We start from the raw sequence: 14,694 nt of genomic DNA, 5'->3' as shown, positions 1-14,694 counted from the left end.
GGTATTATAGGTTTTTTATGCATGGACGCCGGCGCGAAGCGCAGCGCACAAGAGCATGAGTTTGCAAAGGTTCTCGAAAACCAAGTCGCTATGCAGGTCCTGACCGAACCCAGTTTCCGTGACGAATTACGCCGCAGTGCGATCCGGCAAGCTGGCTCATGGCGCGCGCCCGCAATCATTTTCATCGTCACGTCTATTCTCGCCGTGGTGCTTAAGCCGTTGCTTGACGGCGAAGTATCGTCCGGTCTGATCTTCGTCCTGGGAATAACCCTGGTCGGCGCAAACGCCGGCCTGACACCGGCGCTCATCGCATCGGTCCTGGCCGCGGCGATCTTCAATTTCTTCCTCGCCGATCCCGTCCTGACCTTTCGCATGTCGACTGGCGATGATCTGGCACCCCCACTTATTTTCACGGCCTGCGCGGTTGTGTCGGGGCTGTTGGCCGGCCGACTTAAAGACAAGACATTCCAGCTGGGCCGCACAAACCTCCAGCTAGAAAGCCTGCTCGAAACAAGTCGCATGTTGCAGGCAGCACCCGATGTTGCCGCAATCGATGCAGCGCTTGCCTCGACCGTACCAGGACGGCTCGGCTTCCGGCTCTCTCTCTACGGCATCAAGGATGGCGCAGCTCACGCACTTGCCGCTTCGGACCCGAGCCCTGCCGCGCTGGCGCTCGCGCGCCGGGCGATAGAAGGTGAAAGCGTCGTTCACGATGGTCAATCCGTGACTTTCCGGCTCGATGGCAGCCGCTCGTGCGTCGGTGCGCTCGTCATCGAAAATGTGAGCGGTGCCCGGGTTGACCCCGCTTTTCTTGAAGCGCTGGCAAGCCTCGTCGGATTGGCGCTCGAACGAGCGCAGTTCGCATCCCTCATTGCCGAGGCCCAGGCCAACGTACGCACAGAAGAGCTGAAGTCGGCGTTGCTGTCTTCGGTGAGCCACGACTTGCGAACGCCCCTCGGCGCGATCAGCGCATCGGCGTCGAGCCTCATCGAATTTGGTAGCCGACTGGACAACGATACTTCGCAGACTCTCCTGCGCGGCATTGTCGATGAATGCGACCGCCTCAATCGGTTTACTGCCAACCTGCTCGAACTGAGTCGTCTGCAAGCTGGCGGTTCGAGCATTGCCGGTCAGGTGTTGTCCGTTAACGACGTCGTCCGCTCGGTGGTGCAACGCTTGCGAGCCCGGATCGGGACAAGGGATATCACCGTTACGGCGACGGCGCCCGAAATCCTGGTCAATGCGGACACAGCCTTGTTCGAACTTGCCCTCACCAACGTCATCCAGAACGCGGTGATTTACAGTGCCCCGGCAACCCCAATCCTTGTGCAAGGCTACAGCGACCGCGATCATTGCATACTCACGGTCACCGACCAGGGATGCGGGATACCCGAGGGTGAGCAATCGCGGGTCTTTGAACGGTTCTACCGGGTTAAACGGATGGAAAGTTCGCCTCAGGGCAGCGGGCTTGGTCTTGCGATCGCCAAGGGTTTCGTTGAAGCCTTTGACGGATCGATTGCAATCACCTCACCAGTACTCGGCGGGAAAGGAACGACAGTGACCATCACCTTGCCGCTCGTCAAAGAGGCGGCAGCATGATCCAAGGCCACGTCTTGCTGGTCGATGACGAGCCCGCACTCGTCTCGGTGCTGCAGCCCGTATTGAAGGCCGCAGGCTATACCGTCACCGTCGCGCCTGACGGCAATGCCGCGATCAGCGGCGTGGTCGCCCATGATCCCGACGTCGTTCTCCTCGACCTCGGCCTGCCGGATATGGACGGCAAGGAAGTGATCCGGATCATTCGCGAATCCAGCACCGTGCCGATCATCGTGATCTCGGCGCGCCACCAGGAAGCCGAAAAGATCGCCGCGCTCGACGAAGGGGCCGACGACTACGTTAACAAACCCTTCGAAATCGGCGAACTCATGGCCCGCATCCGGGCCGCAGTGAGGCGGCTGCAGTCGCAAGCCGCGAGTGCGGCCGTCTTCGAGGGAGGAGACTTGCGAGTCGACTTCGGGAAACGCGAGGTCGAACTGCTCGGCGAGACCGTCAAGCTCTCGCCGAAGGAATACATGTTGCTGCACGCCCTTGCCCGCAACGCCGGACAGGTCGTCACCCACAAACGCCTGCTGACAGCCGGATGGGGCAATTCCACCTCGGACTTGCAATATCTGCGTGTCTACATCGGATTGCTTCGTCAGAAGCTTGAAGAAAATCCGTCCGAGCCCGAACTGATCGTGACAGAGCCGGGTGTTGGCTATCGACTGATGGTGCGCGATCCCGCCTGATTACCGACCTACCCGTCGCTCCAGAGCGGAAACAGCGTCGGATAGCAGTCGGTCTCGATTGGCCTCCGGATTCCCTGCGCCAGAAGAAAAAACCACAATCGCGTACCGCTGACCGGCGCGCGAGCGGATCACCGCCACCGCACTTGCCGAAGTAACCGGCCCATTTGCAGGCGATGATCCGACCAAGTGCAAGACCTGCCATCCCGAAGCTGTCGCACTCCTGGACTCTGGTCCACCGGTGAAATGATCAAACAGAAGCTGCGTGGATGCCGCCTTGAGCGCGCGACCGGCAAAGATCTCGCCCAGCGCGAAGGCAATGCCGTCCGGTGTTGCGCCATCCGTGACTGCTGTGGGTGCTGGCTTGCGCCTGGCCATCTCCCGGTACGAAGAACCGAACGCAATTTCATCGAAACCGCGCTCTTCGAGCCAGCCTGCCATGCCTGCCGGCCCTGTCAGACCCTCGAGAATATGGTCCTGTGCCGCCTGGTCATCATCGGAAATCGCCCGCTTCAGCAAAGCGCGCAAGACCTCGGTGCGCCCTGCACCGCTTCGTCCTGCTGACAACAGGGGAACCCGCTGGTCAAGCGAGAGCTCGCCGTGGTCGACGGCATCAAGCAGCGCGGCGCCTAGCCAGAGCCTGCGGAGGCTACCTTGAGGATAGGTTGTCGCGCCCCGATAGCCCGCCGTCCAGCGCTCATCGATGGACCTTACCAGTAACGCGTTCTTGCCCGGCATCCTGCGAGCAAGCTGCTCAAGATCGGTCTGTAGCCCGGGCGGGACTTCTGCAGGTTCTGTACTGGTCTGCACGACCGGAACCGCGTCTTCGACGGGCGACCTCAGATTCTGGCTTGTACTACCGAAAACGGAATGGGCAACAATGGCAAGCGCAAGCCCGATCAAGCCGATCACCCAGATCAGGACAGGCTTTCTGTCCGCCTGTGTCTTGGGCGATGATTTCTTCCAGAACATGTTTAACGGGTGCCGTGCTTCAACATGGCGCCCTAATCGGCCCGATTGCGCGTAGGCGTTACTATGAGCTTTTTAGGTGTCCTGCTGCCGTACCTGCGTTACGACAGGCATGCTCAGGGAGGACAACCATAACTGGGCACGTTGCTATCCTGCCGATGCAACGATCAAACTCATAATCGATGGTCGGCTCCATCCCCCCTACGATCCCTTCAGTATGGATGCCGGCCATCGAATTTTGCAGGTCGTTGAGGTAGGGAGTACTGAAGCAGGATCGCGGCGGCATGTTCAGGGAGACCAGTGCAATGAGGATTGCCTATTTTTTCTCCGCTCTCCTTGTTCTGACGGGGTCGTCCGCGAACGCACAGTCAACTTTGTCTAACGCGGACAAGACTGCGGCATTCCGCGCGGCCGGATACAAGCGGGTCGGGGCGCAATGGCGAAAATGCGATGATCCGGGGACTGCCAGCTACACTCCGGGTGCAATCGAGCAAGCCAAGGACCTCAACGGCGACGGCCGCCCCGAGGCAGTGATCACCGAAGGCAGCTCTTTCTGTTTCGGGATGACGGGAACGGGCTTCGATTTAGTGAGCAAACAGGCAGACGGCACCTGGAAGCTCATGGTCTCGCGCACCGGCATGGCTTCTTTTCTGTCGACCAAAGGCACCGGGGGCTGGCCTGATATCGAAGTTGGTGGGCCGGGCTTCTGTTTTCCTGTCGAGCGATGGGATGGCCGCGAATATCGCCTCCATCGGCGCCAGTACGAAGGACGACCCTGCCGTCGCTGACTGGGCTTGCGACATCGAACCCGCCCAGCCAATCCTATTACATGAGGCATAACCGAGGAATTTATGCCTCATGGAGTCCTCATGACGGCAGGTTTGAACCGTTACGACATTTCTGCCCACCTTAAGGGCATGAAGCAGGTATCACCCATGACCCGCGTCACGCATGACGAGGGTACTCGTCTGGCAACGCTTGCCAGTGCCGGATGCCGGGCTTCATTCGAGAAGCTCGCGCGCTATTGGCACCCAAGACTGGTCGCTCACGCCTTCCGCTTGCTCGGCCATCGCGAACAAGCGCTGGACGCGGCGCAGTCCGCCTGGGTGGAGATTGCGAGAGGCATCCGGCAACTCCGTGACCCTCGCGCCTTCCCGGCATGGTCCTACCGCATTGTGACGCGGCGTTGTGCGCAGCACATATCAGGACTTCAAGCCGACCGGTCTCTGGCCTTCAGCCTGCAAATGGATGATGTCACCGATCATGGAATGGCGGATGGCTTTGCATCCGATATCGCAGATTTGCAAAGCGCCGTCGCCAAACTGCCCGCAACGCAAAGAGCGGCGGTCGCGCTCTTCTACCACGAGGGATTGAGCGTGGCCGAAACTGCGGTTGCGCTCGATGTCCCGGCGGGAACCGTCAAGACCAGACTGATGCACGCCCGGCACAAGCTGGCGCAATTTCTCCAAGGAGATGAAGATGTCCGATAACGAACGCGCCATAGATGCCGCGATTGCCGCCGAGGAGGATGCCTTGCTCCGCAGCTTCAGCGAGGAGCCACCCTACATGGAGCAATTGCTCGAGATTTTCTCTGGCAAGACGGGATGGGTTAGCCTGGTCATGATGGTGGCACAGCTGGTTCTGTTTGGCTTCGGCACATGGGCTGCCATCCACTTCTTCGCCGCAGCTGACCCGCTTACAGCGCTCAAATGGGGATTACCTGCTGCAATGCTGCTGATAATGTCGCTGATGCTCAAACTAGCGCTATGGCCCGTGATCCACGTTAACAGGCTGATCGGCCAAATCCACAAGCTTGAATTAACAGCGTTGCAGGCGCGGGAGCGGAACCTGTTATAGGCTTGATCAAAGCAGGGACTAACTGCTCAGTCCTTCAGCGAAATGCATAGCCTAACCGCGAAGCAGTCGGGAAAGCCAAGCGGCGAGCGAGATCCTCAATCTCATCGCGCCAGGCCAGATTGTCGAGCCAAGTCTGCCGAATTGAAGATGCGCCATAAATCGCACCGGCCAACTGGCCGGCGATGGCAGCAGTGGTATCGGCATCATCACCGAGGTTAGCTGCCAACAGCACGGCTTCATCGAAGCTCGTGGTATTGGCAACGGACCAGATCGCTGCTTCGAGGCTGTGCGCCACGAAGCCGCTGCTTGAAATCTGATCCCGCGTTTTCCCACGCCAGCTACCGGCCATGATTGGGCCGATCTCAGGTCCATATCGGCCCGCTGGAACCGCCAGGGCCGCATCAAAGTCGGCGCCTAGGATCGCCGCCCTCAAGACGAGAGCATACGCTTCACAAGCGTCGAGGCACGCCTCTGCAGCGTGCGTGGTCATGCTCTGTCGGCGGGCCACTCGCGTTACGACCGCAGGATCCCGCCGGATTCCCCAAATCGCAACAGGCGCAAGCCTCATGAGTGAGCCGTTTCCTGCTGAATACGGATCGGTCGAGCCGGCAATCGGGTCACCAGTTTCCTCGAAGCGAGCAAGGGCTTGGCAGGTGGCAATGCCAATATCGAAGCAGCTGCCCATGGGGCTGAAAGCGCCGTTCCGCCACCAGTTGACGAACCGCCGTTGTGCTTCTTCCGGTTCGAAGACCGAGCCCTTTGCTGCGCTGGCAAGCAGAGCCTCACCAAGCGCAAGGCCCATAGACGTATCATCAGTCCAAGTCCCCGCGTCCAAGCCGAACGGCCCTCCCCCGACCATATCTGTGATGTGGGGATAGGTGTCCCGCGGCTTGAACTCGAGGGTCGTGCCCAAAGCATCACCGACCGCTAGACCAATGAGACATCCAATGGACCGATCGTAAATGCGCTCGATCGCTCGAAGGTGATCTTCCTGCGCTCTCGTCTCGATAGCGCCCGGCCTAACCTGTCGTACTTTGGCGATTGCGGTATCGGCGCCTGTGATGCCGAGTTCGATGAGCAGTCTCGCTGCCACTGTGCCGGCCCGGCCCAACCCTCCCCGGCAATGGATAAAGATGCCCTCCCCGTTGTTGAGAAGACTGCGCAGCTGGGCTCCGGACTGGTGCCATTGTTGCTCGAATTCCTCCCCAGGCGCCGTGACGTCGGGGATCGGGAGATGAAACCATTCCATCCCGCGAGCAGCAACCGCAGTCTCCAGATCTGCGACCCCCAGCAGCTCGATTTCGTGCTTTTCAATAAGAGAGACGACAGCGGCGGCCCCCCACTCACGCACCGCGTCCAGATCCGCCGCAAGGTCACGCTTCCACTCAAAGCCAGCGAGCGCAGGCCCTTGCTTACCGGGACAAAAGGAGATGCCGATGCGTCCTGACGCGGCCGAAAGGGTTGGGATCTGGATCGGATCAGTGGTGCTTGTTCGAAGATTTCTGCTCATGGCGCTTTGATATGAGCCATGTACGACATTATCGGTCGCACGTGCTTAAGGGCATCCTACAGGCATTGGTTGGCGCAAAGGGGCTGTATCGTCGGAGTACTCGAACAGAGCCCGTGCCAGCTCAGCTGGTTCTCCTTCCCCGCGCAGCAGTTCCCGAAATCGCTGGAATTCATCGAGGATGATGAGGTCGGGCTTGAGGGCGCTGACACAGGCGTGCGATAGTTTGCCCCTCAGCGCCCCGATCACGTCATTGCGCTTCCATCGCTTTTCATCAGGGTAAGTGGGCTGTCGGCGGGGAAACAGCGAAATCATTTCCTCGATCGCAGATGTCAGAGCCAAATCAGCGCGAACTGCCTCCTGAAAGTTCGCAATGATCGTCGGATCAATGCCTTGAAGTGACATGCCGCTCACACAGGCATCCCACCGACTATTCCCAGCGTCCACTTGAAGCGCGTTCCTAAGCGGTGTGAACGGGTAGCGAGCTGTCTCGACTGGTGGTAGATGGTCCTCCGCCGAAATTCACCGCTAACCGTTCTGCTGTCCAAGCAATTCCGTAATGCGGCTGCGAAGGGCGCGCGAGCGATCCTGCACTTTCCCACAGCCCACATTTTTTGCGCAGTCAGCATGATCGACCCGGTCCAGCTGACAATTGTGCCGATTCCATTGCTCGCCAGAGGGATGGTTCAGGCCAGAGAGAATTCGGGCTTTGTCGACGATGCCTCGCTTGCCAAGATCATGGAGCACGGCGGCGGGCGTCGGCCCGAACGGGACGATCCAGGCTCTCTTGAAGCAATTGAGCTCGGGGATGAGATATTCCTCCACGAAGCGCACCAATAGCGGGTTGGCTCTCGATTTTGGGTTTTCGCCACCGGAGTAGTTACGCCATTGGTGGCCCTTCTCCTTCAAAACCGGGTAGCGGTACACCGACGTATAATGGGCGCGATTTGCAGCCGTTCCAAACAACTCCGCTGTAGTTTCCAGGTTGAAGAGCTTGTTGAACCCGAAATGATCCATAAGCTGCGCGGCGATGCTCCGCATTGGGCCTTCGAACGATGCGGCCTTCTTCGCATCGCTTAGTGCGCTGGCCATGGCCTGATCATCGAGCCGGGATCCAAGGAGCTTTTGGCGAAGCCGCAAAAGCGCAGTCTCCGCCTGGCGCATGCCCGGCGTTATGCCAACGATGACGATATCAGCATCGGTGTTGATCCAGTCGAACGGTGAGTAGAATGCGCCAAGCTCACCATGCCTACCGCGACCGAAATGCTGGTCGGAAACGAATGACCCATTTTCGACGCCGCGCGTGACTTGGTCGGTTTTCATTGCCGCCAAGAAGTCAGCGATCTGCCGAGCCGCAACTATCGCCTTCTGATTGAGAGACATTGGGCTGGTGGCACCATCGGGGAGAGATTGCCGGTACATATCGGAGAGACTTTCGCTGATCGTGGAGGCAAACGGAGCCCTCCAGCAATGGATGGGATGCCGTCTCTCCGGCTGTCACGCGTGTCCCCGCGTTCAGGGAAACCGGGCTCGGGAAAGGTGAACCGACCTGGTTTCATCCGGCGCGAAGCGTGTCGCCGGCCGCACGGGCGCTCGTAAGGGCGCCATCCCGATCGCCCCTCCGGCTATTCAGCTGGGGCGGTGTTGGACAATCGGGCTCTGTCGAAGCTCGTGACGTAGGTTACGACTGGATCGATGGCGGCGAGCGGTCCGTTGCCGTCCGCCAGCAGCTTTAGATCAGCCAGGGCGCAGCCCGTTTCATTGGAGATCAGCTCAAGCCTCTGACCAAGAGCCATTCCCGCAATCAACGCTGCGCGAGTTCGCGTGGCCGGGTCGGAGATTTGCTCTAGCCGAGATGCCAGTAGGCCAGGGCGGAGGCTTCCAAGCGTGAAACCGCGACGCGACAGAAGCCAATCGATCGCATCGAAGCGATTGATGGCAACAAAGCCCCGCTGAGAGACAGCACTTTTTCGCTGTCGATACTGCTCGACCGACCGCAGCGGACCGTTCTTTCCGACCCGATTGCGCAGCGACCGCTCTTCTATCCCGGCAAGGTTTGCAACATCGGTGACAGTCAATGGTTCGCTAGTAAAGTCGCCCTGCGACCCGGCATCGAGTGCCTCGAGGAGATGATGCCAAGCCTTCCCCAGGTGGAGGAGCTGTTTGAGCGGGCCATTGCGGCTCGAAGTCCAATCATATGCGGCTAACGCGACATGCGACAGCGATGAAAGAAACTGTTCGATCGGATCGAGAGCTTCCTGTTCGATCTCATTGCAGGAGAGCCACCCATCGCCAACACGCATTCCCAAGGACCGGGCAAGTAGTCGGTCGTGGAGATCTCGGACGCAAGCCGTGATGGCGAGGCGGTCTAAGTCGATGCGGGCCAACTGGACATCGCTTGCAAACCAATCCGTCGGAACGCCGCTTACGTCATTCACCCCCGTTAACTCGGCGACCAACCGTGCGCCGACTTCACCGCCCGCGAGTACAGCGAGCTCTTCCGCCTTGAGTACGAGTGTCTCGCGCAAGTTATGCTCAAGCGCCTCGATTGAGGGAATGTCCATGCCGATCTCCTATGGAAATGATATGTGACCTATCATGACCAAAGAGTCAAGCGAAACGTGATAGGTTACCTATCATGACAAATCCACGCCTACCGCGTGTCAGCGATCGATGCGATCCAAGCGTCAATTTCTGCCTCAACCCAAACTGCGCATTTGGGGCCGAGCGATCGCGACCTTGGGAAGCGCCCTTCGCTCATACGCTGGTAGATGGCGGAGCGGCGTAGTCCGACGCGGGCGATAACCTCCGGCAGGCGTAAAAGCCGTGCCGGCGGCAACACTTCGGGCGGTTGAGGCGTTTGCGTTTCATCTTGTGTTGCATGCGGCATTGCTGGTCTCATTCGCAAGGTTCGGTCCCCTCCGAACTCAAGGATTTACCGGGACAGCGACATTGCGATGTCGCGGCCCACAAAATCATCGATGTGCTTGGCCAGCATTCGCGCCACGAGCTGTGAGGTGCCGTTAGCCCACCGCGGCCGCAGATCCTCAATCCGGCGTCCCAGCGTCCGCTGCAGATGGAGGGGCAGGCTGGTGAAGAACTCTTCGAGAAATTCGCCCATCTCGCCATGCATCCACTCGCAAGCGAGATCTTCCTGCCCGGCGAGCGCGAGAATCATCGATGCGCGGGGGTGCGCTCCACAGGCGGAGAGCACACGTGCTGCTTCGTCGAGCCCGATAGGCCGCTCGCCGCGCGCAAGGCGAAGCAGGGTCTCGCGATGCATGCCGCATTCATTGGCAATCCTGTGGCGGGGTTTGCCGGCGGCTTCGATCGCATGGGCAAGAACGCGGGCCAGGCTTTCATTGGCTGGTCTGGCGGCGGCGGTTGGATGGTACATGGTTGTCTCCTAGCTTCTGCACTGGTGCGACTCGCAGGCATAACGCGAAGCATCCCATGTAGGAAAATTAAAAGAACAGACGCGGAACATCTCGTTTTGAGGCAACTCGGTTCCTCTACCCGAGTCGTCGCCGAATCCCGTCAGTTGCGACGGTATTTACCGACATAAAATTTCAGGTTTAGCGTCTTTATCGCTGGTTTGGAGCGTCGGACTGCAAAAGATGCGTCCGCATCCTTCCACATCAAGGCGGGATTCCCGCTCGACACTTTCCTACGACCATTTCCTAGATGCATGTGGAACACACAGCGAACGCAAGAACGCTGTGACAACCCCTCCAACCGGAGCTTCACATGCAGTCTCTCACCCTCCCCCGGCGCGCCAGCGTCAAGGGTCTCGGCAAGACCCTCAACATTGCCATCCCGGTCGCAATCGCGGCGCTTGCGGCGAGCGCCGCCTATGCCGGCGCTGACACGACCTTCACCCCTGCCCTCACGAAGTTCACCTACATGCCCTCGCAGTGCCAGGATCGAGAGCGGAGGGGACCAACGGCCAGCAAGAAGGAAGCACTATGGCCAGGTCCAAACCCACTGCCCGCGATGCGCTGAAGAAGCTGCGTGAACAGCGTGCCCAACTCGAGAACGAGGAAGCTCGTCTCCGCGAAGAAGCAGCGACCGAACTCGGAAAGCTGCTGATCGAGTGCGGCGCGGAGACGATCGAACCGGTACAGTTACGCCAGATCGTTCGCGCATCGATGGCGCTCGGGATCGAGGAAACGCTGAAGCGGATTGCTCCCGCGTAAGGCCCATCCCGCGGCGGCAAGGGGTTCGATGCCCCGCGCCGCCGCATCGCAGGCCTATAAAAGAAAAGGCCCCGATGGCGTCTGCCACCGGGGCCTTGTCGTGAGGCAAGGACATTCAGTCCTCGTCGATATCGGGAGCACCTTCGTTGCTGCCTGAGCGGCCCTTGGTGAGGAAGTCGACCTTGTCGGCGATGATCTCGCAGCCGTAGCGCTTGGTGCCGCTCTGATCTTCCCACTGGGTGTAGTGGATGCGCCCTTCGACCGTCACGAGCTGACCCTTGGTGCAATACTTGGCGACGTTCTGGCCCAGGCCGTTGAAGCAGGTGATCCGGTGGAATTCGCTGTCTTTGGCGGTGTAGCCGTTTTCGTCCTTGTAGGTCTTGCCATCCTTGCGGGCGGGACGGTCCGTCACGACGGAAATCGAGGTGATGCTGGTTCCACCCTGGGTGGTGCGGGTTTCGGGGTCGCGAGCGATGCGGCCAACGAGGATAACGAGATTGGTCATGGGCTTTCTCCTGATCGAGCAATCCGGGTCCATCCCGGCTGCAAACCCGAGCAGAAGCGCCCCATGGCGAAGCGCACCGAAGGGGAACCCGGAACTGGTTCGGGTGGTGCGGGCAGCCGGGCACAGCCCGGCAACTCGGCCGGACCTGATCCGGGTTGCGCGTTTCGACGGGGGGTGATTCAGGGACAGGTTTGCATCGAAGCCGGATGGAGCTGGATGCCTTGAACAGGTTTGCCCTGCCTCGTTTCCATCCGGTCTTGGCTGTATCATCCCTGCCCGACCTTCCACGGGAGAACCCCTTCCTAGATCGCGATACTGACCGATCCTCCAACCGGTGGCTCATTCCTGGACGAAGATGCTTCGTCGGGGAGAGGCATATCGATCGTCACCCCTTCAGCGCCGTCTAGAGGGTTGCCTCGAAGCATCCAGGTCTGCGGCGTGATCAAGCGCGCCCAATCAGCAAAGGAGGGGATCGAGCCCAGGTCTTCGCGTACGTGCTGTTCGCCGACCAGACGCACCGGAACGACCCGGCCGTCGGCGTTGACGAGGGTCTCGCCAAAGATCGTTTCGAGCATGAATATCCCCTCGGCATGGTGCCGTAGCGCGCGGTGCCGGGGGTCGGCGAGGATTGCCTTCGACTGGTCGAACCATTGGTGCAGCGGGAGATAGTCATCGACCGTGCCGCCCCATTTTCGGACCGACGAGAGGGCGTGGTAGTAGCAGTGGGCCATGCCTGGTCTCCTAGAGCTCGGTCGAGTGATCATCGGTCGCGGTGAAACGCAGGCTGCAGTCGAGCACGAAGGTCGCTTCAGCCACATCGATCACAAGCTCGCCGTAGGCACCATCGTTGATCTCCCAGCCAGGATGATGACGTTCGAGGGCCAGATAGGTCAGCTGCTCGAGGGCCTGCCCAAGCGATTGCTGCTCTTCGGAACCGGTACAATCAAGGCTGTCTGCTTCGCCTTCCATGAGGTAGACTTCCGGGCACGGGATCGCTGCGCCGGCTGCATCGAGGCATGCACATTCTTCAACTGCCCCGCTGTCGCCGCATCCGTCAAAGCGGATCTCGACGCGGGCGATGCCAGCTTGCTGCAAGCGCGGAAGAATGGCTGACTTGAGCTGCTGGATTTCTTCGGTCACTTGCACTTGCCGCTCGGCCTGGCGAACGGCAAAGTCAGCCATCACAGCCTCGATATCGATCATGGAATGCCTCCTGGTAACTGAAGCCAACGGCCATTCGCTGGCTCCAATCGACAGGCGCGCGCCTTTCCTCTGACGGACGACGCCAGCGCCGACCCGGCGCTGGCGCGAGGACCGGCATGACCTCAGTCAGTGCCTGCCGAAGTGCTCTTCGGATTGGTGCCCAGGGGCCCGCGCCGATCGACCACGGTGATACGCCGGGCCTTGGCTTCGATGACCAGACGTTCGAGCACGCCATTGCCCGGAAAGGCGATGATGTAACGCGGATCGAGGGAGAGCATACGCTCGTTGCGCTTGAATCCGGCACGGGCACCCAGGCGCATATCGAGCGAGAACGTGACCTGTGGGATGCCGCGCCGTTCGGCCCAGCTCGATGCCAGGCGGTCGACGCCCTTGGTGTCGCCGCCATGGATGAGCACCATGTCGGGCACGCGGTCGCGGACCTTGTCGAGCGTTGCCCAGACGTTGTTGCCGAAGGTCAGTGCATCGTCTTCGGTCGCATGACGGGTGCGCCCGCCAGCGAACACGACAGGGGTTCCTTCGGGCACTGCCGCACGGCGCTTGGCCTCGGCACGGGCGCGCAGGAAGTCGCGCCCTTCGACGAGTGCGGAAGTCAGCATGACGCTGTGGTTGAAGCGAGAACTGGAGACCGGCTTCCAGGAGGAACCGAACTCGTTGAGGTACAAGGCTGCGGCGACCTCGCGCATCTCTTCAAGCGCCAGCATCGCGCTTTCGGCACATTGCGCCCGCTCGACCTGGGTCTCGAGTTCATGTGTGTGAACCTCGGAGCCATCGGCCGTCGCAATCAGCGCACGGACCTCGTCGGTCGCCCGGTCGAGAGCCGATGATTTGCGTTCCGCCGAACGATGGAAGATGTTGACGAAGGCCCAGCCAAGATCCTCGGCGTCGGCTTCAAGAGCGGTCCCGGACACCATGGCGAAAAGATCGGACCAGACCGCTTCGAGGGTTTGGACAACCGCCTCCCGGACCGGGAAATCGCTTGTCGATAGCGGAGCGGGTCCAATTGAGAAGCCGGCGAGATCGAGCCCGGCGAGTTGATCGGTAAATGACGTGTGCATGGGGAAGTCCTCCTGACTGGTGTGAGGCCGACGCACCCGTTCATGGCTGCGCCAGCGAGAGCCCGTCAGGGCCAGCTTCAGGCAGGATTGCGCACCCGCGAGGGGAAACCCGGCTTGGCGGGCTGGCGCGGGCAGGCCTTGAGCCCGAAGGGCGAAGGCCAACACGGGCCCGCCCAAGCCGGGTTGCGCAAGACTGGCGGCTGGCCCAGGGCCTCTCTCGCATGGCGACAGACCATGAGCGGCCGGCAAAGTGCAGTCAGGGATGGCAACCCAGCGCCGCGACCAACCAACTCACAGGCCGCAAGCTGCGCGTTTGGTGTAGACCCCCTCGCCGTTCGACATGTGCCCGAGGCAGTCATAGTCGCCAAACATGGCATCGAAGCGGGATGCGATCTGGGACAGCCAGCGCTGTGCCCGTGGTGACCGGGCTGTGCGCCAATCGGCGTCCCAATAGGCGCCGTCATCGCGTTCCGCTATCCAGACAGCCACTAGCCCGCCATAGACCGATACACCGAAATCCGCATAGGCATTGCGCATGAGGATCCGGTCCTCGCGTCCGCGCCAGCCGTCGTGCGGGATCAGCGACGGGAAGGCTTTGGCGGCCCGCTCGCACAGATCGTCACGCAGCCATTCGTACTCGAATTCCCAGTCGTCCTCGGCTTCGACCTCAAGCACTGTGAAGGCGACGATTGCGCCGCTGGGATAGCTGACCGATCGGCCCATGATATCCTCCCTCAGGCCGCGAGCGCAGCGTCGTCTGACGCGTCGTCGAACTGCGCGAGGGTGACCCTGCCGCCGAGCTTCAGCAGCAGGCTCGCGGCTTCTTCGGCCTTGGCTGCAGCGGTCAGGATGGCGCGGTCGTTATCCTTTAGAAGCTTGAGCCAATGCTCGATATAGCTTGCGTGGCTATCGAGGTGCGTGACCGGCAGCCCCAGCTCGGCGCCCAGCATGGCGCTTGCGAGTTCGGCCACATATCCTGACAGTCCAGCCCTAATGTGACTTCCACCGCAAATTTTCGGGGCGCGGATCATGCGGCGATCTCCTCAGGCTGGGGCTGCTGGGCGTGCATCCAGTCGGCGGCCGCCTGCGCCTTGCT

19 protein-coding genes are annotated in these 14,694 nt (G+C 60.6%); 6 read left to right on the top strand and 13 right to left on the bottom strand.

Annotated elements, in window-relative coordinates:
• Positions 1-21: 21 nt before the first annotated feature.
• Together EH199_RS12235 and EH199_RS12230 are read left to right on the top strand one after the other, a co-directional pair.
• Positions 22-1,599 carry an ATP-binding protein gene (locus EH199_RS12235; protein ID WP_124809576.1) on the top strand — a complete coding sequence of 526 codons (1,578 nt, stop codon included), beginning with the start codon at positions 22-24 and terminating at the stop codon, positions 1,597-1,599.
• Positions 1,596-2,288, top strand: coding sequence for a response regulator transcription factor (locus EH199_RS12230; RefSeq protein WP_124809573.1), 693 nt, complete (start codon positions 1,596-1,598; stop codon positions 2,286-2,288). The genes EH199_RS12235 and EH199_RS12230 overlap by 4 nt, the downstream gene beginning before the upstream one ends.
• Here the strand turns inward: EH199_RS12230 and EH199_RS12225 are convergent, their stop codons facing one another.
• Positions 2,289-3,257 (bottom strand): serine hydrolase, encoded by a 969-nt coding sequence (locus tag EH199_RS12225; RefSeq protein WP_124809571.1) that lies wholly within the window; start codon positions 3,255-3,257, stop codon positions 2,289-2,291. It lies immediately after the preceding gene.
• A 302-nt stretch (positions 3,258-3,559) separates the two neighbouring features.
• Between EH199_RS12225 and EH199_RS12220 the strand changes: the two genes are divergently transcribed.
• The 3 genes from EH199_RS12220 (at position 3,560) to EH199_RS24675 (ending at position 5,111) form a co-directional block, all read left to right on the top strand.
• Positions 3,560-4,042 (top strand): hypothetical protein, encoded by a 483-nt coding sequence (locus EH199_RS12220; RefSeq protein WP_124809569.1) that lies wholly within the window; start codon positions 3,560-3,562, stop codon positions 4,040-4,042.
• An 81-nt stretch (positions 4,043-4,123) separates the two neighbouring features.
• Entirely contained in the window at positions 4,124-4,744 is a 621-nt protein-coding gene (locus tag EH199_RS12215) for an RNA polymerase sigma factor (RefSeq protein ID WP_190287247.1), read from the top strand.
• Positions 4,734-5,111, top strand: a complete 378-nt coding sequence (locus EH199_RS24675) for a DUF6768 family protein (RefSeq protein WP_223806635.1) — start codon at positions 4,734-4,736, stop codon at positions 5,109-5,111. Before EH199_RS12215 ends, EH199_RS24675 begins: the two co-directional genes overlap by 11 nt.
• 34 nt (positions 5,112-5,145) lie before the next feature.
• Here EH199_RS24675 and EH199_RS12205 read toward each other — a convergent pair whose 3' ends face one another.
• The 6 genes from EH199_RS12205 to EH199_RS12180 form a co-directional block, all read right to left on the bottom strand.
• The gene (locus tag EH199_RS12205) at positions 5,146-6,621 is read right to left on the bottom strand and encodes an ADP-ribosylglycohydrolase family protein (protein WP_124809563.1); all 1,476 of its coding nucleotides are present in this window, start codon (positions 6,619-6,621) and stop codon (positions 5,146-5,148) included.
• Between the two features lie 45 nt (positions 6,622-6,666).
• Entirely contained in the window at positions 6,667-7,032 is a 366-nt protein-coding gene (locus EH199_RS12200; RefSeq protein ID WP_124809561.1) for a hypothetical protein, read from the bottom strand.
• Between the two features lie 114 nt (positions 7,033-7,146).
• The gene (locus EH199_RS12195) at positions 7,147-8,001 is read right to left on the bottom strand and encodes a hypothetical protein (protein ID WP_124809559.1); all 855 of its coding nucleotides are present in this window, start codon (positions 7,999-8,001) and stop codon (positions 7,147-7,149) included.
• A 242-nt stretch (positions 8,002-8,243) separates the two neighbouring features.
• The gene (locus tag EH199_RS12190; protein WP_124809556.1) at positions 8,244-9,182 is read right to left on the bottom strand and encodes a hypothetical protein; all 939 of its coding nucleotides are present in this window, start codon (positions 9,180-9,182) and stop codon (positions 8,244-8,246) included.
• 89 nt (positions 9,183-9,271) lie between these two features.
• On the bottom strand, positions 9,272-9,508 hold the full coding sequence (locus EH199_RS12185; RefSeq protein ID WP_124809555.1) for an AlpA family transcriptional regulator: 237 nt from the start codon (positions 9,506-9,508) through the stop codon (positions 9,272-9,274).
• A gap of 45 nt (positions 9,509-9,553) precedes the next feature.
• Positions 9,554-10,015: a transcriptional regulator gene (locus tag EH199_RS12180; RefSeq protein WP_124809554.1), complete on the bottom strand. Its 462-nt coding sequence runs from the start codon at positions 10,013-10,015 to the stop codon at positions 9,554-9,556.
• 568 nt (positions 10,016-10,583) lie between these two features.
• Between EH199_RS12180 and EH199_RS12170 the strand changes: the two genes are divergently transcribed.
• The gene (locus EH199_RS12170) at positions 10,584-10,814 is read left to right on the top strand and encodes a DUF6437 family protein (RefSeq protein WP_124809552.1); all 231 of its coding nucleotides are present in this window, start codon (positions 10,584-10,586) and stop codon (positions 10,812-10,814) included.
• A 115-nt stretch (positions 10,815-10,929) separates the two neighbouring features.
• Here EH199_RS12170 and EH199_RS12165 read toward each other — a convergent pair whose 3' ends face one another.
• The 6 genes from EH199_RS12165 to EH199_RS12140 all read right to left on the bottom strand — a co-directional run bounded on the left by EH199_RS12165 (position 10,930) and on the right by EH199_RS12140 (position 14,569).
• Positions 10,930-11,319, bottom strand: a complete 390-nt coding sequence (locus EH199_RS12165) for a single-stranded DNA-binding protein (RefSeq protein ID WP_007688363.1) — start codon at positions 11,317-11,319, stop codon at positions 10,930-10,932.
• Between the two features lie 302 nt (positions 11,320-11,621).
• Complete coding sequence (locus tag EH199_RS12160) at positions 11,622-12,050, bottom strand: hypothetical protein (protein WP_124809551.1); 429 nt, start codon at positions 12,048-12,050, stop codon at positions 11,622-11,624.
• 10 nt (positions 12,051-12,060) lie between these two features.
• Positions 12,061-12,522, bottom strand: a complete 462-nt coding sequence (locus tag EH199_RS12155) for a DUF6878 family protein (RefSeq protein WP_124809550.1) — start codon at positions 12,520-12,522, stop codon at positions 12,061-12,063.
• 122 nt (positions 12,523-12,644) lie between these two features.
• On the bottom strand, positions 12,645-13,598 hold the full coding sequence (locus tag EH199_RS12150; RefSeq protein WP_124809643.1) for a DUF2493 domain-containing protein: 954 nt from the start codon (positions 13,596-13,598) through the stop codon (positions 12,645-12,647).
• A 291-nt stretch (positions 13,599-13,889) separates the two neighbouring features.
• Positions 13,890-14,321, bottom strand: a complete 432-nt coding sequence (locus EH199_RS12145; protein WP_124809549.1) for a hypothetical protein — start codon at positions 14,319-14,321, stop codon at positions 13,890-13,892.
• A gap of 11 nt (positions 14,322-14,332) precedes the next feature.
• Positions 14,333-14,569, bottom strand: a complete 237-nt coding sequence (locus EH199_RS12140; RefSeq protein ID WP_370449687.1) for a zincin-like metallopeptidase domain-containing protein — start codon at positions 14,567-14,569, stop codon at positions 14,333-14,335.
• Between the last annotated feature and the right edge of the window lie 125 nt (positions 14,570-14,694).

This window comes from Novosphingobium sp. LASN5T, from assembly GCF_003856955.1.
In the GTDB taxonomy this organism is placed as follows: Bacteria; Pseudomonadota; Alphaproteobacteria; order Sphingomonadales; family Sphingomonadaceae; genus Novosphingobium.
Note: the sequence above shows the minus strand (reverse complement) of the source record. Positions and strands in the feature narration are given on the sequence as shown.